The sequence below is a fragment of the Kitasatospora sp. NPDC127111 genome (assembly GCF_042677465.1).
Lineage (GTDB): Bacteria > Actinomycetota > Actinomycetes > Streptomycetales > Streptomycetaceae > Kitasatospora.
Map to the genome: position 1 here is coordinate 16,792 of NZ_JBHXTG010000069.1, position 17,702 is coordinate 34,493.

The window sequence follows — 17,702 nt, forward strand, 5'->3', positions numbered from 1 at the left end:
CCTCACAAAGGAGCCCACAGTGATCACCGCCATCGTCCTGATCAAGACCAGCGTCGACCGCATCCCGGAGATCGCCGAGGCGATCGCCGCCATCGAGGGCGTCAGCGAGGTCTACTCGGTCACCGGTGGTTACGACCTGGTGGCGATGGTGCGGGTGCGCCGGCACGACGACCTGGCCGAGGTGATCCCCGGCCGGCTGAACAAGGTCCCGGGCGTGGCCCACACCGAGACCCAGATCGCCTTCCGCACCTACTCCCAGCACGACCTGGAGGCCGCCTTCGCGCTCGGCCTCGACGAGTAGCGCTCAGCCCTCTCGGCGGCCCCTGTCGATCTGCCCGGTGGGGACGCAACGGCCGCCCTCGTTGCGGTAGTTCCAGGCCGCGCCGTCCGTGACCAGCTCGCGGACGGCGGCCAGGAAGCGGTCGATGTGCTCGTCCGGGGTGCCGGCGCCGAAGCTGACCCGGATCGCGTTGAGGCTCCGCTCGCCCGGGAGCGAGGGATCCGGGGCACCGCACGTCGAATCGACCGCCGGCGCGTCGTCGTTCAGCAGCGCGCGCACCAGCGGGTGCGCGCAGAACAGCCCGTCGCGCACGCCGATGCCGTACTCGGCGGAGAGCGCGGCCGAGAAGTGCGAGCTGTTCCAGCCCTGGACGACGAAGGAGAGCACGCCCACGCGGGCCGAGTCGGCGCCGAACAGGTTCAGCACCTTCACCTGCGGGACCTCCGCCAGGCCGGCCTTCAGCCGGGCGACCAGCTGCTGCTCGCGGGCCTCCAGCGCGTCCCAGCCCGCCTCGGTCAGCGCCCGGCAGGCCGAGGCGATGGCGTAGGCACCGATCACGTTGGGCGAGCCGGCCTCGTGCCGGGCCGGACCGGTGTGCCACCGCACGGCCACCGAGCCGTCGGTCTCCCGGGCCACCGTACGGGTGGCGCCGCCGCCGGCCAGGTACGGCTCGGCCGCGTCCAGCCAGTCGGCGCGGCCCGCCAGCACCCCGGCGCCGAACGGCGCGTAGATCTTGTGCCCGGAGAAGGCGATCCAGTCCACGTCCAGGTCGCGCACCGAGACCCGGTGGTGCGGGGCGAGCTGCGCGGCGTCCAGCACCACCCGGGCGCCGTGCCGGTGGGCGGTCGCGGCGAGCTCGGCGACCGGCCAGAGCTCGCCGGTGACGTTGGAGGCGCCGGTGACGCAGAGCAGCTTGGGGCCCTCGGGCGCCCCGGTCAGCGCGGCGTCCAGGGCGGCGACCGCCGCGGCCCGCGAGCGCGGGGCCCGCAGGTAGGTGACGTCCAGGCCGGCGTGGGCCCAGGGCAGCAGCGAGGCGTGGTGCTCGGTCTCGAAGGCGAACACCCGGGTGCCCGCCGGGACGGCGCGGGCCAGCAGGTTGAGCGAGTCCGTCGTGGCCCGGGTGAAGACCACCTGGTCACCCTCGCGCAGGTCGAGGAACTCGGCGACGGTGCGGCGGCTCTGCTCGAACAGGTCGGTGGAGAGCTGGGAGAGGTAGCCGGCGCCGCGGTGCACGCTGCCGTAGTAGGGGGCGTAGGCGGCGACGTCGTCCCAGACCCGCTGGAGTGCCGGGGAGCTGGCGGCGTAGTCGAGCGCCGCGTAGCCGACCTTCGCACCGCTGGCGAGCGGGACCTCGACGTCGTGGCCGAGGACGGCGAGCGGGGCGCAGATTTCGGTGGAGAGGGACATCGGGATGCACTCCTGGTACGGGTCAAGGACCCCGGGAGTGCGTGTCAGCCGGCGTCCGCGCTTGTCACGCGGACGGATTGCCGCGGGACCCGGTCCTCACCCAGGGCACCCCGCCACGGACGGAGGGTTGCCGGACAGCAAGCTGGGGCTTGACGCTGTCACTCATGACCTGGGCAGGACTCTAGGTCGCGTCCGGCGAGTGGTCAAACGCCGTTCCGCCATCCGGACAGCTACTCGCCCCCCGCCTCCGGGACGGGAGGGTCCCGCGGGGCGGCTTCCCCGCGGGACCGCAACTCCCGCTTCACGCCTTGGCGGTGGCCTCCGACCAGCGCTTCAGGACGTCCAGCGCGGCGCCCGAGTCGATGGCCGCCGCGGCCCGCTCCATGCCCGCCGCCAGCTGCTCGGCGAGCGGCGCGGCGGTGAGGTCCAGGGCCACCAGTCCGGCCGCGGTGTTCAGCAGGACGGCGTCGCGCACCGGCCCGCGCTCCCCGGCCAGCAGCCGGCGGGCGACCTCCGCGTTGTACGCCGGGTCGGCTCCGCGCAGCGCCTCGATGCCGACCGGTTCGATGCCGACCTCACGCGGGTCGAAGGCGGTCTCGGTGACCTCTCCGCCGGAGACGATCCAGACCCGCGAGGTGGTGGTGATGGTCAGCTCGTCGAGGCCGTCGTCGCCCCGGAAGACCAGCGCCGTGGCACCGCGCCGGGCCAGCACGCCGGCGATCAGCCCGGCCAGCCGGGTGTCGAAGCAGCCGATCGCGTGCGCGGTCACCCGCGCCGGGTTGGTCAGCGGTCCCAGGATGTTGAACGCGGTCGGCACCCCGAGGTCGCGCCGGGCGGTGGCGGCGTGCCGCATCGACGGGTGGAACTTCGCGGCGGAGCAGAAGGTGAGCCCGACCTCCTCGGCCACCTCGGCGACCCGCCGGGCGGAGAGGTCGAGGGCGATGCCGAGCTTCTCCAGCACGTCCGAGGAGCCGCTCGCCGAGGAGGCGGCCCGGTTGCCGTGCTTGACCACCTTGGCGCCCGCGGCCGCGGCGACGATCGCGGACATGGTGGAGATGTTGACGGTCTTGGCCCGGTCGCCGCCGGTGCCGACGATGTCCACCGCCGGGCCGGGGACGGAGAGCGGCTCGGCGTGCGCGTACATCGCGTCGACCAGGCCGGCCACCTCGTCGACGGTCTCGCCCTTGGCCCGCAGCGCCACCATGAAGCCGGCCACCTGGGCGGGGGAGGCCTCGCCGCTCATGATCCGGTCCATCGCCCACGAGGTGGCGCCCTGGTCGAGGTCCTCGCCCCGCAGCAGCGCCGACAGGATGTCCGGCCAGGTGCGGACCACCTGCACGGGGTCCTTGCCGCCGTTCGCAGGGTTCACGTTCACCATGGCCGACTCCAGCTCTTGTGGTTCCCCGAAGGGACGTCCGTAGGGTCGGAGTCAGCCTATCGAGCGGCGGGACGCCACCGTCCCGCCGCGACCCTTCTTCTCTTCCACTGAGACGGCCCGCCGGAAAAGGCCTGTTCCACCGGCCGCTAGCGGACGACCGGCGTCCGCTTCGCCACCCGGGCGCGGAGCAGGACGGCGGCGGCCTCGGCCAGCGCCACCGGGTCCACCGGCTGGGAGATCGCCGCGTCGGCCCGGCTCCAGGCGGCCAGCCAGGAGTCCTGCGGCCGGCCGATCAGCACCAGCACCGGCGGGCAGCCGTAGATCTCGTCCTTCAGCTGGCGCGCCAGCCCCAGCCCGCCGGCCGGCACCGCCTCGCCGTCCAGCACGCAGAGGTCCACTCCCCCCTTCTCCAGCGCCTTCAGCACCGCGGGAGTCGTGGCGCACTCCAGGTAGGACAGCTCCGGCAGATCCTCCGCGGGCCGGCGGCCGAGCGCCGTCAGCACCTGCTCGCGGGTGTTGCGGTCGTGGCTGTAGACGAGAACGGTCAGCGTCTCGTCGGTCGTGTACGCCATGGGCCCTGCTCCCTCAAAGTGTGATCCGGACCACGTTCGCCTCAACCGGGATGCTACTCCCGATCACCGACCGCCGAGCCCCTCCCGCGCGATCCTTCTCAAGCCGCCGCGCCCACGGCTCACCCGCCCGGAGGACGCGCCGTCACCCCCGGCGCCGCAGTCCACCCGTACGGCCGACAGTGCGGGCGCTCCCCTTACCCCCCGCGGGCTCCGCGGGGGTGCAGCGACACGCTGGGCAAGGGGGTCGAAGGGGCCTTCGAAGAACCGTCAGAAAAGGGACACGCCGCTGCTCAGCCCCCGTCCGGACGCCCCGTCGACTGCCACCGGGGCATACCGCACGCACCGGACACTCCGAGGGAGACCCCCCGGCGTGAAGACGGAATAAGGGACCGACATAATGTCCGTCGTGGCGACAGCAACAGCAGTAGAAACCGGGCACGCGCACGGATCGGTCAACCGGCCGAACATGGTCAGCGTCGGAACGATCGTCTGGCTCAGTTCCGAGTTGATGTTCTTCGCGGCCCTCTTCGCGATGTACTTCACGCTCCGCTCCGTCAAGGGAGCCGAGTTCTGGAGCGAGAAGGCGCACGCCCTCAACGTGCCCTTCTCCTCGGTCAACACCACGATCCTGGTGCTCTCCTCCCTCACCTGCCAGCTCGGCGTCTTCGCCGCCGAGCGCGGGGACGTGAAGAAGCTCCGCTCGTGGTTCGTCATCACCTTCGTGATGGGCGCGATCTTCATCGGCGGCCAGATCTTCGAGTACACCGAGCTGGTCAAGAAGGACGGCCTCTCGCTGTCCTCCGACCCGTACGGCACGGTGTTCTACCTCACCACCGGCTTCCACGGTCTGCACGTGACGGGTGGTCTGATCGCCTTCCTGCTGGTCCTGGGACGGACGTACGCAGCCAAGCGCTTCACGCACGAGCAGGCCACCGCCGCCATCGTGGTGTCGTACTACTGGCACTTCGTCGATGTCGTGTGGATCGGCCTGTTCGCGACCATCTACCTGATCAAGTAACCAGCTGATCAGGTCGCTGGCCACCGGCGCGCGGCCCCGCCCTCACCGGCGACGGGCCGCTTCGTCCGGTGCCGACGCTCCCACCGACCGACCGCGCGCGCAGCCCTAGACAGGCAGCCTCGTGCCGGCCAGACCGGCCGCCGGGTGCACCCACCAGTCGACCAGATCCTGACACCGGGGTTATTCCGTGAAAAAGCTCTCCGCACGACGGCGCCACCCATTGGCGGCGCTGGTCGTCCTACTTCTCGCCCTGGCGGCAACCGGGGGGCTGTACGCCGCGTTCGCGCCCGCCGACAAGGCGCAGGCCGACGTCGCCGCGCAGTCGCTCGCGATCGATGAGGGCAAGAAGCTCTTCGCCGTGGGCTGCTCCTCCTGCCACGGCCTGAACGGCCAGGGCAGCAGCGACGGCCCCAGCCTGGTCGGCGTCGGCTCCGCCGCGGTCGACTTCCAGGTCGGCACCGGCCGCATGCCGGCGCAGCAGCCCGGCGCCCAGGTGCCGCGCAAGAAGAACATCTACTCGCAGGCCGAGATCGACCAGCTCGCCGCGTACGTGTCCTCGCTCGGCCCCGGCCCGGTGACGCCCCGCACGGAGCAGTACACCTCGACCAACCCCGAGGACGTGTCCAAGGGCGGCGAGCTGTTCCGCACCAACTGCGCCCAGTGCCACAACTTCGCCGGCCAGGGCGGTGCCCTGACCCAGGGCAAGTACGCCCCGTCGCTGGAGGGCGTGGACGCCAAGCACATCTACGAGGCCATGCAGACCGGCCCGCAGAACATGCCGTCGTTCCCGGACACCACCATGCCCGAGGAGCAGAAGAAGCAGATCGTGGCCTTCGTCCGCCACACCACCAACGATGAGCCGAACCCCGGTGGTCTCACGCTCGGCAGCCTCGGTCCGGTGACCGAGGGTCTGTTCGGCTGGATCTTCGGTCTCGGCGTGCTCATCGCGGTCGCGATCTGGGTCGCCGCCCACACCACCAAGGCCAAGAAGTCATGAGCCAGGACATGTCAGAAGAGAAGCTCCCGGAGTCGCACGGCTCCGCCGGGCACCACGAGGTGGCCGCCCACGGCGATCCGTTCGCCGACCCGGGCCTGCCGGCCCACGAACCGCGTCGCACCGACATCGACGAGCGGGCCGCCAAGCGCGCGGAGCGCCAGGTCTCGCTGATGTTCGTCGTCTCGATGCTCGCCACGATCGGCTTCATCGCCTCCTACGTGGCCATCGACCCGGACAAGATCATCTACGTCTTCCCGCTGGGCAACATCAGCGCGATGAACTTCGCGCTGGGCCTGACCCTGGGCGTCGCCCTGTTCATGATCGGCGCGGGCGCGGTCCACTGGGCCCGCACCCTGATGTCGGACCACGAGATCCCGGCCGAGCGCCACCCGATCGAGGCCGACGACGAGGTCCGCAACGACGTCATCGAGCAGTTCAAGACCGGTGCCGCCGAGTCCGGCTTCGGCCGCCGCAAGATGATCCGCAACACCCTCATCGGTTCGATGGCGCTGGTGCCGCTGTCCGGCGTGGTGCTGCTGCGCGACCTGGGCCCGCTGCCCGAGGACAAGCTGGCGCACACCGGCTGGCGCGAGGCCACCGAGGCCAAGCCGCTGCAGCTCATCAACATGAACACCAACCTGCCGATGAAGGCCGAGGACGTCGTCCTCGGGTCGCTGACCTTCGCGATGCCGGAGGGCCTGCACACGCACGACGAGGACTTCCAGCAGCAGATCGCCAAGGACGCCCTGATGCTGGTGCGCATCGCGCCGGAGGACATCAAGGACGACAAGTCCCGGGAGAAGGGCTTCGAGGGCATCCTCGCCTACTCCAAGATCTGCACCCACGTCGGTTGCCCGATCAGCCTCTACGAGCAGCAGACCCACCACGCGCTCTGCCCCTGCCACCAGTCGACCTTCGACCTGGCGGACGGCGCGCGCGTCATCTTCGGCCCGGCCGGCCACCCGCTGCCGCAGCTGAAGATCACCACTGACGAGAAGGGCTTCCTGGTCGCCACCGGCGACTTCGACGAGCCCGTCGGCCCGAGCTACTGGGAGCGTGCTCGATGAGTAGCGCGAGCAGCACCACCTCCGGTGCCGCCAAGCCCGCCAGCACGCGCGCCAAGCCCGCCAACAAGTGGGAGGCCGCCGCTGACTGGACGGACGGCCGGCTGGGGATCTACTCCCTCGCCAAGGCCAACCTGCGCAAGATCTTCCCGGACCACTGGTCCTTCATGCTGGGTGAGATCTGCCTCTACACCTTCATCATCATCATCCTGACGGGCGTCTACCTGACGCTCTTCTTCAAGCCCTCGATGGGCGAGGTCATCTACGACGGGTCGTACGTCCCGCTCAAGGGCATCCCGATGTCCGAGGCGTACGCGTCGACGATGGACATCAGCTTCGAGATCCGCGGTGGTCTGCTGGTCCGCCAGATCCACCACTGGGCCGCGCTGGTCTTCGTGGCCGCGATGCTCGTGCACATGCTGCGCGTGTTCTTCACCGGCGCGTTCCGCAAGCCGCGCGAGATCAACTGGGTCTTCGGCTTCCTGCTGCTGGTCCTGGGCATGTTCGACGGCTTCTTCGGCTACTCGCTGCCCGACGACCTGCTGTCCGGTACCGGTATCCGGTTCATGGAGGGCGCCGTCCTGGCGACCCCGCTGATCGGCACCTACATCCAGATGTTCCTGTTCGGGGGCGAGTTCCCCGGCCACGACATCGTGCCGCGGTTCTTCACCATCCACGTGCTGCTGATCCCGGGCATCATGCTCGGCCTGCTGGTGGCGCACCTGATCCTGGTCTTCTACCACAAGCACACCCAGTGGGCGGGCCCGGGCAAGACCGAGCAGAACGTCGTCGGCATGCCGCTGATGCCGGTCTACATGGCCAAGGCCGGTGGCTTCTTCTTCCTGGTCTTCGGCGTCATCGCCGCCATCTCCGCGGTCGCCTCGATCAACCCGATCTGGGCGTACGGCCCGTACCGCCCCGACCAGGTGTCCACGGACGCCCAGCCGGACTGGTACATGGGCTTCTCCGAGGGTCTGATCCGCGTCATGCCGGGCTGGGAGATCAGCCTCTGGGACCACACCCTGAACCTGGGTGTCTTCATCCCGCTGATGGTGGTCTTCCCGCTGGTGCTGGTCTCCATCGCCGCCTACCCCTTCATCGAGGGCTGGATCACCGGCGACAAGCGCGAGCACCACATCCTGGACCGCCCGCGCAACGCCCCGGTCCGCACCGCGCTCGGCGCCTCCTGGATCAGCCTGTACCTGGTGCTGCTGGTCGCCGGTGGCAACGACCTGTTCGCGACCCACCTGCACCTGTCGCTCAACGACGTCACGTACTTCGTCCGCGTCGGCTTCTTCGTGGTGCCGGTCCTCACCTTCGTCATCACCAAGCGCTGGTGCCTCGGCCTCCAGCGCCGGGACAAGGAGAAGGTGCTGCACGGCCGCGAGACGGGCGTCATCAAGCGCCTGCCGCACGGCGAGTTCATCGAGGTGCACGCGCAGCTGCCGCAGGGCGACCTGCACAAGCTCACCGCGCACGAGCAGATCGCGCCGATCGAGCTGCCGGCCCAGACCGACGAGAACGGCGTGGCCCGCAGGGCCGGCGTCCTCACCCGCACCCGGGCCAAGCTCTCCCGCGGCTTCTACGGCGAGGGAAGCCAGATCCCCAAGCCCACCGCCGAGGAGCACCACGAGATCACCAGCGGCCACGGCCACCACTGATCCCGTACGCCCCCCGCACCACCCCCGAGGGCCGCTGACCAGACTCCACTCTGGTCAGCGGCCCTCGGGCTTTTCGGTACCCGCCCGTCCCGCCCCGCCCGTCCCGCACCAGCCGTCCGTCCCACCGTCAGGAGACCTCGTGGAGCTGTCCGTCGACCCCGCTGCCGCCACTCCCCCGTACGAGCAGATCCGGGCCCAGATCGCGGAGCGGGCCCGTAGCGGCGAGCTGCCGACCGGGCTGAAGCTGCCCACCGTCCGGGCGCTCGCCGAGCGGCTCGGGCTGGCCGCGGGAACGGTGGCCCGGGCCTACCGGGAGCTGGAGGCGGACGGGGTGGTGGAGACGCACGGGCGGCGGGGCACCCTGATCGCCGCGACCGGGGACACCGGGCACCGGCTGGCCGCCGCGGCCGCCGCCGAGTACGCCGAGCGGGCCCGGCGGCTCGGGGTGCCGGAGGCGGACGCCCTGGAGGCCGTGCGGACCGCGCTGCGGCTGGCCTACCAGGAGGAGTGAGCCGGGAGGTCAGATCTCCGGGCGGATCATCCCGGAGGCGGGGGCGCGGGAGGCCGGCGGGGTGGTGCTGACGGGCTGTCCGAGGGCGCTGTGCTTGACCCAGTCGGTCCAGGCGACGTTCCAGTCCCCGAAGCCGTTGCCGAACGGCTCCATGCCGGCGCCGTGGCTGTTGACCACCGTGACCAGGTCACCGATCCGGGTGTTCTCGTAGAACCACTTGGCGTTCTCGGTGCTCATCCCGGTGCAGCCGTGGCTGACGTTCGCCACGCCCTGCGAGCCCACCGACCAGGGCGCGGCGTGCACGTACTCGCCGCTCCAGGTGACCCGGGTGGCCCACTCGACGTTCAGGTCGTAGGACTCCGAGCTGCCGACGGCTATGCCGATCGTCTCGCCGCTCATCCGGACCTGGCGCTCCTGGCCGAGCACCACCTTGATGCCGTTGCGGGTGTCGAAGCCGGGCTTGCCGGTGGTCACCGGGATCGTCCGGACCACCTCGCCGTTGCGCTTCAGGGTGAGCTCGTGCGCGGCGGCGTCCACCACCGACTCCACCCGCTCGCCGATCCGCAGCGCTAGGGCGGCCCGGTCGCCGCCGTACAGGCCGTCGGAGATCCGGCTGCCGGTGCCGTCGAAGGCCAGGCTCACCGTCGTCCCGGCCGGCCAGTACGCCTCCGGGCGGAAGTGCAGGTTCTTGTCGTCCACCCAGTACCAGCCCCCGGTCACGGCGGGCTGCGAGGTGACCGTCAGGGTCCGCTCGACCGCCTGGCGGGCCTCCGGGTCCTTGACCGCCTCGGAGAGCTGCACGGTGAGCGGCTGGCCGACGCCGTAGAGGCCGGTGCCGGAGGAGTCCGGGCCGAGCTTGGCGGTGAGCAGGCGCTGCGCCGCCAGGGTGGAGAAGCCCGCGGTGGTCTCGCCGCGGCCGCCCTTGCCGTCGTCCGCGGCGATCCTGACGGTGTAGTCGGTGGCCGCCTTGAGCCGGCCGGTGGTTTGCCAGCTGCGCTGGTCCTCCGAGAGCGTCCCGGCGACGATCCGGCCGTCCGGGCCGACCACGGTGACGTCGGTGAGCCGGCTGCCCGGGACGGCGGTCACCGTGACGGGCTGGGACGGGTCCACCTTGCCCTCCGCCGAGACGTGCACCAGCGGGGCCGGGTCGATCCGGTGGACGCCGCCGACGGCGTCGTCGTCCCCGCCGGAGGTGCATCCGGCCAGCGGGACCAGTACTGCGATGGCCAGCGATATGCCGCCGATACCTGCGATTCCGCGCCTGTCGGCCATGATCGCCTCCGAGGGTTCGCACGATTGATCAGATCGTAGGAACGAAGGACGGACGAGCGACATCCGAGGGACCCGCCGTTGGACCACCGGAGTGAGGCCCTCACCCCGGGGGACGCAGAAGGGCCGGGCATCCCGTGCGGGAAGCCCGGCCCTGTGCGAGGGGGAGGAACCTACTGGTTCTGGTTCTCGCCCCGGTAGAACTCGAAGACCCATCCGAAGATGCCGATCGCGATGATCGGGGCGGCCCAGAACATCAGCCACCAGCCGAAGATCACGCCCATGAAGGCGAGCGCGCCACCGATCGCGAGGGAGAGCGGCTGCCAGCTGTGCGGGGCGAAGAAGCCCAGCTCACCGGAGTCGTCCGCGACCTCGGCCTCGGGGTTGTCACCGGCACCGCTGTCCACCCGGCGGGCGGTGAAGGCGAGGTAGTACCCGATGAACGCGCAGAGCGCGAAGGCGAGGAACAGCGCGGTGGTGCCGGCGGCCTCGAGACCCAGGTCGGTGCTGTTCGTCCACAGGCCGTACGTGATCGCCATCGCCAGGATGAAGACCGCGAAGCCGAGGAAGATCTTGCCCTGTTCCTTCATCAGGCGTCGCCTTCCTTCTTGCCCTTGCCCAGCTTGGGGGCGTCGTACTTGGCCGGGGTCACACCCGCGAGGTGCTTGGCCGGCTCACCGTGGTTCTCCAGGTAGTCCAGCGCCGCGATCTCCGGGTAGTGGAGGTCGAAGGCCGGGGATTCGGAGCGGATCCGGGGCAGCGTGAGGAAGTTGTGCCGCGGCGGCGGGCAGGAGGTCGCCCACTCCAGCGAACGGCCGTAGCCCCACGGGTCGTCGACCTCGATCTTCTCGCCGTACTTGGCGGTCTTCCAGACGTTGTAGAGGAACGGCAGGATCGACAGACCGAGCAGGAACGAGCCGACGGTCGAGACGGTGTTCAGGGTGGTGAAACCGTCCGAGGCGAGGTAGTCGGCGTAGCGGCGGGGCATGCCCTCCGCGCCGAGCCAGTGCTGCACCAGGAAGGTGGTGTGGAAGCCGATGAACAGCGTCCAGAAGCAGATCTTGCCGAGGCGCTCGTCCAGCATCTTGCCGGTCATCTTCGGCCACCAGAAGTGGAAGCCGGCGAACATCGCGAAGACGACGGTGCCGAAGACCACGTAGTGGAAGTGGGCGACGACGAAGTACGAGTCCGAGACGTGGAAGTCGATCGGCGGGGAGGCGAGCAGAACACCCGTCAGACCACCGAAGAGGAAGGTGACCAGGAAGCCGATCGTCCAGAGCATCGGCGTCTCGAAGCTCAGCGAGCCCTTCCACATGGTGCCGACCCAGTTGAAGAACTTCACACCGGTCGGGACCGCGATCAGGAAGGTCATGAAGGAGAAGAACGGCAGCAGCACCTGTCCGGTGACGTACATGTGGTGGGCCCACACCGTCACGGACAGACCGGCGATCGCGATGGTGGCCGCGATCAGGCCGGAGTAACCGAACATCGGCTTGCGGCTGAAGACCGGGACGATCTCCGACACGATGCCGAAGAACGGCAGCGCGATGATGTACACCTCGGGGTGGCCGAAGAACCAGAACAGGTGCTGCCAGAGCAGCGCCCCGCCGTTCGCCGGGTCGAAGACGTGCGCCCCGAACTTGCGGTCCGCCTCCAGGGCGAACAGCGCGGCGGCCAGCACCGGGAAGGCCAGCAGGATCAGCACGGCGGTCAGCAGGACGTTCCAGACGAAGATCGACATCCGGAACATCGTCATGCCGGGCGCGCGCATGCAGATGATCGTGGTGATGAAGTTGACCGCACCGAGGATCGTGCCGAAGCCGGAGAAGGCCAGACCCATGATCCACATGTCGGCGCCGACGCCCGGCGAGCGGACCGCGTCCGACAGCGGGGAGTAGGCGAACCAGCCGAAGTCGGCCGCACCCTGCGGGGTGACGAAGCCGGCCACCGCGATGAGCGAACCGAAGAGGTACAGCCAGTACGCGAACATGTTCAGACGCGGGAAGGCCACGTCCGGCGCGCCGATCTGCAGCGGCATGATCCAGTTCGCGAAACCGGCGAACAGCGGCGTCGCGAACATCAGCAGCATGATCGTGCCGTGCATCGTGAACGCCTGGTTGAACTGCTCGTTCGACAGGATCTGGGTCCCGGGACGAGCCAGCTCGGCGCGCATGACCAGGGCGAGGATGCCGCCGATCAGGAAGAAGGCGAACGACGTGCCCAGGTAGAGCGTGCCGATCGTCTTGTGGTCAGTGGTCGTCAGCCACTTGATGATGGTCGAACCCGGCTTGCGGGTCCGCTGCGCCCCGACCGTGACGGCCCCGGCGCCCCCGCCGGCCGCGGCGGGCTCGTTGAGGATGGTCACTTCTCTTCACTTCCCATGGTCGTGATGCCGGAGGGCAACGCGCCGGTCTGGCCCTTGGCCCGGAGGTCCGCCAGGTGCTTGTCGTATTCCTTGCGGTCGACGACCTTGACCTTGAACAGCATCCGCGAGTGGTCGACGCCGCAGAGCTCGGCGCACTTACCGTCGTACTCGCCGATGACGTTCGGGGTGACCTCGAACTTGTTCACCACGCCCGGCACGACGTCCATCTTCATCAGGAAGTTGATGGGCCAGAAGTCGTGGATGACATCACGCGAGGTCAGCCGGAACTGGACGCTCTCGTTGACCGGGAGCCACAGCGTCGGCATCTCCGCAGGAGTGCCCACGTCGTACGCGGCGTCCTTGTTGGCCGGGTCCGGGTTCTCGGTGTTCTCGTAGTTGAACGCCCAGCTCCACTGGAAGCCCACCACGTTGATGGTGTGCTGCGGCTTCTCGGAGACGGCGGTCAGCCTCGACTCGTCGCGGGCGACGAAGTAGAAGAGCACCGACACGATGATGATGGGGACCGCGGTGTAGAGCGCCTCGATGGGCACGTTGTACCGGGTCTGCGGGGGGATCTCCACGCCGGAGCGGCTGCGCCGGTGGAAGATCACGCTCCAGATGATCAGACCCCACATCAGTGCGCCGACCACCAGTGCCGCGATCCAGGACCCCTGCCACATGTGGAGGACCAGGGGCCCTTCCTCGGTGACGGGGCTTGGCATGCCAAGCCTGGGGAGGTCGTTGGCCGAGCAGCCGGTGGCGGTCGCGATGACGAGGCCCAGTGCCAGCGCCTGAGGCAGCTTCCGCCGCATCGTGCGCCGCGGCGAGCGGTCGGAGCCGTTGGGACTCACGTAGCGCCTTCCCGAAGTCTCGCCCGCCTTCGCGTCGCCCCGTGGAGGATCGGTGACCCTCCCCGGCGACCCGTCCACGGGCACGGTTTGAATGCTTATGCGGGCCAAACCCTACTCCAGCCTTATGCGCTGCTGACGGGCAGGTCCCGGTAACGCGCCGCCCGGTCGCCCGATCAGGCCCGGCAAGGGCTGCGCCGCAGGTCATCGTAGGCATTCGAGGCCCGTACGCCCGATCGGGGGATGACCTCGGGCAACACGGGTGACGACCCGTCGGACGCGGACGAATCGGACATTCGGGTTGATCGACTGACGGCTGGTGAGCGGCGGCGGAAGGCCGGAATCCACCCGGGTGTGTCGTTAAATGTGACCGTGTACTTCGATGTGGCCTCCACCGCGCCGCTCCACCCCGTCGCCCGGCAGGCGCTCACCGCCGCCCTGGACGAGGGCTGGGCCGACCCCGCCCGGCTCTACCGCTCCGGCCGGCAGGCCCGGATGCTGCTCGACGCGGCCCGCGAGACGGTGGCCGCGGTGCTCGGCGCCCGGGCCGACGAGATCGTCTTCACCGCGAGCGGCACGCAGGCCGTCCAGCTGGGCGTGCTCGGCGCGCTGGCCGGGAACCGGCGGCGTGGCGGGCACCTGGTGCACTCCGCGGTCGAGCACTCCAGCGTGCTGCACACCGCCGAGCGGCACGAGGCCGCCGGGGGCACCGTCACGGCCGCGCCGGTGGACCGGCACGGGCGGGTCGACCCCGGGGAGTTCGCGGCGGCGGTGCGGCCGGACACCGCGCTCGCCGTGCTGCAGTCCGCCAACCACGAGGTGGGCACGGTGCAGCCGGTCGCGGAGGTGGCCGGGCTCCTCGGCGACGTGCCGCTGCTGGTGGACGCCGCGCAGAGCACCGGGCGGGTGGACGTACCGGCCGGCTGGTCCCTGCTGACCGCCAGCGCGCACAAGTGGGGCGGGCCGGCCGGCGTCGGGATCCTGGCGGTGCGCAAGGGCGTCCGGTACGCCTCGCCGCTGCCCGCCGACGAGCGCGAGAACGGCCGGGTGCCGGGGTACGTCAACGTGCCGGCGATCGTGGCCGCGGCCGCCTCGCTGCGGGCGGTCCGGGCCGAGGCCGAGCGGGAGAACGCGCGGCTGCACGCCCTGGTCGAGCGGATCCGGGCGCGGGTGCCGCAACTGGTGCCCGAGGTGGAGGTGGTCGGCGACCCGGTCCGGCGGCTGCCGCACCTGGTCACCTTCTCCTGCCTCTACGTGGACGGCGAGGTGCTGCTCACCGAGCTGGACAGGGCCGGCTTCGCGGTCTCCTCCGGCTCGTCCTGCACCTCCTCCACGCTGACCCCGAGCCACGTGCTGGCGGCCATGGGGGTGCTCACCGAGGGGAACGTCCGGGTCTCGCTGCCGTTCGGGACGACCGAGGAGGACGTCGAGCGGTTCCTCGCCGTCCTGCCCGACGTGGTAGCCGGCGTCCGCGCCCCCCTCGGGCTGGACCTCCCGGCACCCGCGGTGCCCGCCCGGCCGGAGCGCCCGGAGGCGAGCGGGCGAGCCACCCCGCCCCGAGCCGAAGGGCGCGCCGGTGCCGAAAGCGATGAGCGACCAGCGAGCGACGCAGGAGGGAGTGCCGGAGCGAAGAGCGTCGGCGCCGGGTCCGAGCGCCCGGAGGCGAGCGGGCGAGTCACTGTCATCGATGCGCTCGGCAAGCGGTGTCCGCTGCCGGTCATCGAGCTGGCGAAGCGGATCGGCGAGGCCGCGCCGGGCGGGACGGTCGCCGTGCTGGCGGACGACGAGGCGGCCCGGCTGGACATCCCCGCGTGGTGCGAGATGCGCGCACAGGAGTACCTGGGCGAGGCCCCGGCCGCCGACTACGGCGGCGACCGGGGCGTGGCCTACCTGGTCCGGCGCACGGCCTGACCGGCGGTCCTACTTGATCAGGTGGGCCTTGACGTCGGCGGCGGCCTCGGCGCCGTAGGCGGCCTCGAAGCGCTGCAGGAAGGCGCTCGGGCGCAGCTCGTACTCCTGGGTGCCGACGGTCTCGATCACCAGGGTGGCGAGCATGCAGCCGAGCTGGGCCGAGCGCTCCAGGTCGAGGTCCCAGGAGAGCCCGGCCAGGAAGCCGGCCCGGAAGGCGTCGCCGACGCCGGTCGGGTCGGCCTTGCTGTTCTCGGGGGCGCAGCCGACCACGATCGCGGGCTCGCCCTTGCGGTCGATCCGGACGCCCTTGCTGCCGAGGGTGGTGATCCGGGTGCCGACCCGGGAGAGGATCTCGTCGGCGTCCCAGCCGGTCTTGCTCTCGATCAGCGCGGCCTCGTACTCGTTGGTGAAGAGGTACGCGGCGCCGTCGACGATCTCCCGGATGTCCTCGCCGTCCAGGCGGGCCAGCTGCTGGGAGGGGTCGGCGGCGAAGGCGTAGCCGCGGGTGCGGCACTCCTGGGTGTGGCGGACCATGCCCTGCGGGTCGTCGGCGCCGATCAGCACCAGGTCCAGGCCGCCGACGCGGTCGGCGATCGGCTTGAGCTCGATGTTGCGGGCCTCCGCCATCGCGCCGGTGTAGAACGAGGCGATCTGGTTGTGGTCCTCGTCCGTGGTGCACATGAAGCGGGCGGTGTGCCGGGTCTCGGAGATGTGGACGGACTGGCAGTCCACGTTGTTGCGCTCCAGCCAGCTGCGGTACTCGGCGAAGTCCGCGCCGGCCGCGCCGACCAGGATCGGGCGCAGGCCGAGCACACCCATGCCGAAGGCGATGTTCGGCGCGACACCGCCGCGGCGGATGTCGAGGGTGTCGACCAGGAAGGACAGCGACACGGTGTGCAGCTGCTCGGCGACGAGCTGGTCGGCGAACCGACCGGGGAACGTCATCAGATGGTCGGTGGCGATCGAGCCGGCGACGGCGATACGCACGGGAGGTCTCCTCAGGATGGCGGCGTGGCCACAAGAAAGCAGGAACGAACCCACTCACGGTACCCGGCGGGGGGCGGGCGGCAGCAATACCGTCGGAATTGGCACCGGGAACCGTCGACCGTGTACTACCCCCGGGTAGCCCTGGTGGGGGCCGGGCGGTCCGCCTAGGGTCGCTCGAAGGGGCCGGTGCGGCCCCGACCGAGCCGTGGCAGTGCGGCCGCGGCACCGTGGATCGGAGCGATCGCCGATGATGCCCAGTCACCCCTCGCAGTCCGCTCACCGCCAGCCGTGCCTCCCGCCGGGCCTGCGGGGTGACGCGGACGGCGAGACGCTGGACGCGCTGGTGGACTCCTCCCGGCAGCTGCGGCGGTTCTGGCCGCTGCTGGCGACCGGCCCCGAGCCCAGCGTTCCCGCCCGCTCCGGATTCCGGGTCTCCTCCGGGGCGCAGCGGCTGGTCGCCGGGATGGCCGAGTACGGCATGTGAGCCCGTCCCGGGGGCCGGGTGGCGCAGGGGCGGGAACCGGATCCGGCCGGGGCACGTCACATCCGCGCGGTGCGGCCGTGGAGGCGGTGCCGCTGAGCCCTCGGGAGGATGTTCAGATGGATCTGTTGGATCTGGAGCCGGCGCCCCGGAGCACCGGTGGTGCGCCGGGTGCCCGGTCGCGCGGGCGGCGGATGGCGGCGCTGGCGGGTCTGGTGCTGGCGGCGGCGGTCACGGTGGCGGGGTGCGACGGGAGCGGCAAGTCGGCCTCGGAGGCGTCCTCCGGGTCGGCGCAGCCGACGGCGGGGGCGTCCGCGTCCCCGGGGAGCCCGTCCTCCCCGGCGACGCCGGCCGGCCCGGCGACGACCGCCCCGGCGACCGCGCCGGTGACGCCCCCGCCGGCCGATCCGTCGGCGACCGCCCCGGACCCGCGGCCGTCGAACACGGCGCAGCCGCCCGCCCCGCCGGCCACTCCCCCGGGCAACGGCATCGCGATCGGCGAGCCGCCGCCGAACGGGCAGGGCCCCGCGCCGGCGGTCCGCCCCGCGATCACCTACCGGGTGGACGGCAACCGGCTGACGGTGTGGTTCTACGGCGGGGTGTGCGAGCGGTACGCGCTGAAGGCGGACGAGTCCAAGCCGGGCCGGGTGGACGTCCGGGTCGCGGTGGCGGCACCGGTCCCGGCCGGGCAGGTCTGCGCGGAGCTGGCCAAGCGGCAGACGGTGACCGCCGAGCTGAAGCAGCCGCTGGCGGGCCGGGCGGTGACGGACGTGGCGACCGGCCAGCCGGTGCCGCTGGAGGGGGACCCGCACGTCGGACCGGACCCGGCCACGCCGGACGTCGGCGGGCAGTAGGCCGGCGGACGGTGGTCGGCGGGCGGCGGTCGGCGGCAGTGGCCGGCGCGGGCCGCCCGAGGCGGCGTACCGGCCGCGGAAACGCCGAAGGCGGCCCCG

The 17,702-nt window shown here is 71.2% G+C and carries 17 protein-coding genes and 1 riboswitch; of the genes, 9 read left to right on the forward strand and 8 right to left on the reverse strand.

What is annotated here, in order from left to right; all coding sequences use genetic code 11:
* Positions 1 to 19: 19 nt before the first annotated feature.
* Positions 20 to 301, forward strand: a complete 282-nt coding sequence (locus tag ACFVHB_RS31465) for an Lrp/AsnC ligand binding domain-containing protein (RefSeq protein ID WP_030240061.1) — start codon at positions 20 to 22, stop codon at positions 299 to 301.
* A 3-nt stretch (positions 302 to 304) separates the two neighbouring features.
* Here the strand turns inward: ACFVHB_RS31465 and ACFVHB_RS31470 are convergent, their stop codons facing one another.
* From ACFVHB_RS31470 to ACFVHB_RS31480, 3 genes are all read right to left on the reverse strand, one after another.
* Positions 305 to 1,687 (reverse strand): aminotransferase class V-fold PLP-dependent enzyme, encoded by a 1,383-nt coding sequence (locus ACFVHB_RS31470; protein ID WP_380329005.1) that lies wholly within the window; start codon positions 1,685 to 1,687, stop codon positions 305 to 307.
* Positions 1,688 to 1,739: 52 nt separating this feature from the next.
* Positions 1,740 to 1,857, reverse strand: a riboswitch (SAM riboswitch).
* A 131-nt stretch (positions 1,858 to 1,988) separates the two neighbouring features.
* Positions 1,989 to 3,065 carry an anthranilate phosphoribosyltransferase gene (trpD, locus tag ACFVHB_RS31475; RefSeq protein ID WP_380329007.1) on the reverse strand — a complete coding sequence of 359 codons (1,077 nt, stop codon included), beginning with the start codon at positions 3,063 to 3,065 and terminating at the stop codon, positions 1,989 to 1,991.
* Positions 3,066 to 3,211: 146 nt separating this feature from the next.
* Positions 3,212 to 3,637 (reverse strand): hypothetical protein, encoded by a 426-nt coding sequence (locus ACFVHB_RS31480; protein WP_380329009.1) that lies wholly within the window; start codon positions 3,635 to 3,637, stop codon positions 3,212 to 3,214.
* A 397-nt stretch (positions 3,638 to 4,034) separates the two neighbouring features.
* Here ACFVHB_RS31480 and ACFVHB_RS31485 point away from each other — a divergent pair, with 397 nt between their 5' ends.
* The 5 genes from ACFVHB_RS31485 to ACFVHB_RS31505 all read left to right on the forward strand — a co-directional run bounded on the left by ACFVHB_RS31485 (position 4,035) and on the right by ACFVHB_RS31505 (position 8,888).
* Positions 4,035 to 4,655, forward strand: coding sequence for a heme-copper oxidase subunit III (locus ACFVHB_RS31485; RefSeq protein WP_360184421.1), 621 nt, complete (start codon positions 4,035 to 4,037; stop codon positions 4,653 to 4,655).
* A 187-nt stretch (positions 4,656 to 4,842) separates the two neighbouring features.
* Positions 4,843 to 5,652 (forward strand): c-type cytochrome, encoded by an 810-nt coding sequence (locus tag ACFVHB_RS31490; RefSeq protein ID WP_380329011.1) that lies wholly within the window; start codon positions 4,843 to 4,845, stop codon positions 5,650 to 5,652.
* Positions 5,653 to 5,660: 8 nt separating this feature from the next.
* Entirely contained in the window at positions 5,661 to 6,719 is a 1,059-nt protein-coding gene (locus ACFVHB_RS31495; RefSeq protein WP_380329013.1) for a Rieske 2Fe-2S domain-containing protein, read from the forward strand.
* Entirely contained in the window at positions 6,716 to 8,377 is a 1,662-nt protein-coding gene (locus ACFVHB_RS31500) for a cytochrome bc complex cytochrome b subunit (RefSeq protein WP_380329015.1), read from the forward strand. Before ACFVHB_RS31495 ends, ACFVHB_RS31500 begins: the two co-directional genes overlap by 4 nt.
* 139 nt (positions 8,378 to 8,516) lie before the next feature.
* Positions 8,517 to 8,888: a GntR family transcriptional regulator gene (locus ACFVHB_RS31505; protein ID WP_380329017.1), complete on the forward strand. Its 372-nt coding sequence runs from the start codon at positions 8,517 to 8,519 to the stop codon at positions 8,886 to 8,888.
* Between the two features lie 9 nt (positions 8,889 to 8,897).
* Here the strand turns inward: ACFVHB_RS31505 and ACFVHB_RS31510 are convergent, their stop codons facing one another.
* From ACFVHB_RS31510 to coxB, 4 genes are all read right to left on the reverse strand, one after another.
* On the reverse strand, positions 8,898 to 10,160 hold the full coding sequence (locus ACFVHB_RS31510) for an Ig-like domain-containing protein (protein ID WP_380329019.1): 1,263 nt from the start codon (positions 10,158 to 10,160) through the stop codon (positions 8,898 to 8,900).
* Between the two features lie 170 nt (positions 10,161 to 10,330).
* Positions 10,331 to 10,747 carry a cytochrome c oxidase subunit 4 gene (locus tag ACFVHB_RS31515; RefSeq protein WP_380329021.1) on the reverse strand — a complete coding sequence of 139 codons (417 nt, stop codon included), beginning with the start codon at positions 10,745 to 10,747 and terminating at the stop codon, positions 10,331 to 10,333.
* Positions 10,747 to 12,522: a cytochrome c oxidase subunit I gene (ctaD, locus tag ACFVHB_RS31520; RefSeq protein WP_380329023.1), complete on the reverse strand. Its 1,776-nt coding sequence runs from the start codon at positions 12,520 to 12,522 to the stop codon at positions 10,747 to 10,749. Before ctaD ends, ACFVHB_RS31515 begins: the two co-directional genes overlap by 1 nt.
* On the reverse strand, positions 12,519 to 13,373 hold the full coding sequence (gene coxB, locus ACFVHB_RS31525) for a cytochrome c oxidase subunit II (protein ID WP_380329025.1): 855 nt from the start codon (positions 13,371 to 13,373) through the stop codon (positions 12,519 to 12,521). Before coxB ends, ctaD begins: the two co-directional genes overlap by 4 nt.
* Before the next feature lie 369 nt (positions 13,374 to 13,742).
* Between coxB and ACFVHB_RS31530 the strand changes: the two genes are divergently transcribed.
* A complete protein-coding gene (locus ACFVHB_RS31530; protein ID WP_380329027.1) occupies positions 13,743 to 15,281 on the forward strand; it encodes a cysteine desulfurase/sulfurtransferase TusA family protein in 1,539 nt (512 codons plus the stop codon).
* 9 nt (positions 15,282 to 15,290) lie between these two features.
* On the opposite strand, the gene ACFVHB_RS31535 is transcribed toward ACFVHB_RS31530, so the two are convergent.
* Positions 15,291 to 16,268, reverse strand: a complete 978-nt coding sequence (locus ACFVHB_RS31535) for a carbohydrate kinase family protein (protein ID WP_380329029.1) — start codon at positions 16,266 to 16,268, stop codon at positions 15,291 to 15,293.
* Positions 16,269 to 16,515: 247 nt separating this feature from the next.
* On the opposite strand from ACFVHB_RS31535, the gene ACFVHB_RS31540 reads away from it, so the two are divergent.
* Positions 16,516 to 16,752, forward strand: coding sequence for a hypothetical protein (locus ACFVHB_RS31540; protein WP_380329031.1), 237 nt, complete (start codon positions 16,516 to 16,518; stop codon positions 16,750 to 16,752).
* A 116-nt stretch (positions 16,753 to 16,868) separates the two neighbouring features.
* Positions 16,869 to 17,603: a hypothetical protein gene (locus tag ACFVHB_RS31545; protein WP_380329032.1), complete on the forward strand. Its 735-nt coding sequence runs from the start codon at positions 16,869 to 16,871 to the stop codon at positions 17,601 to 17,603.
* Positions 17,604 to 17,702 lie beyond the last annotated feature (99 nt).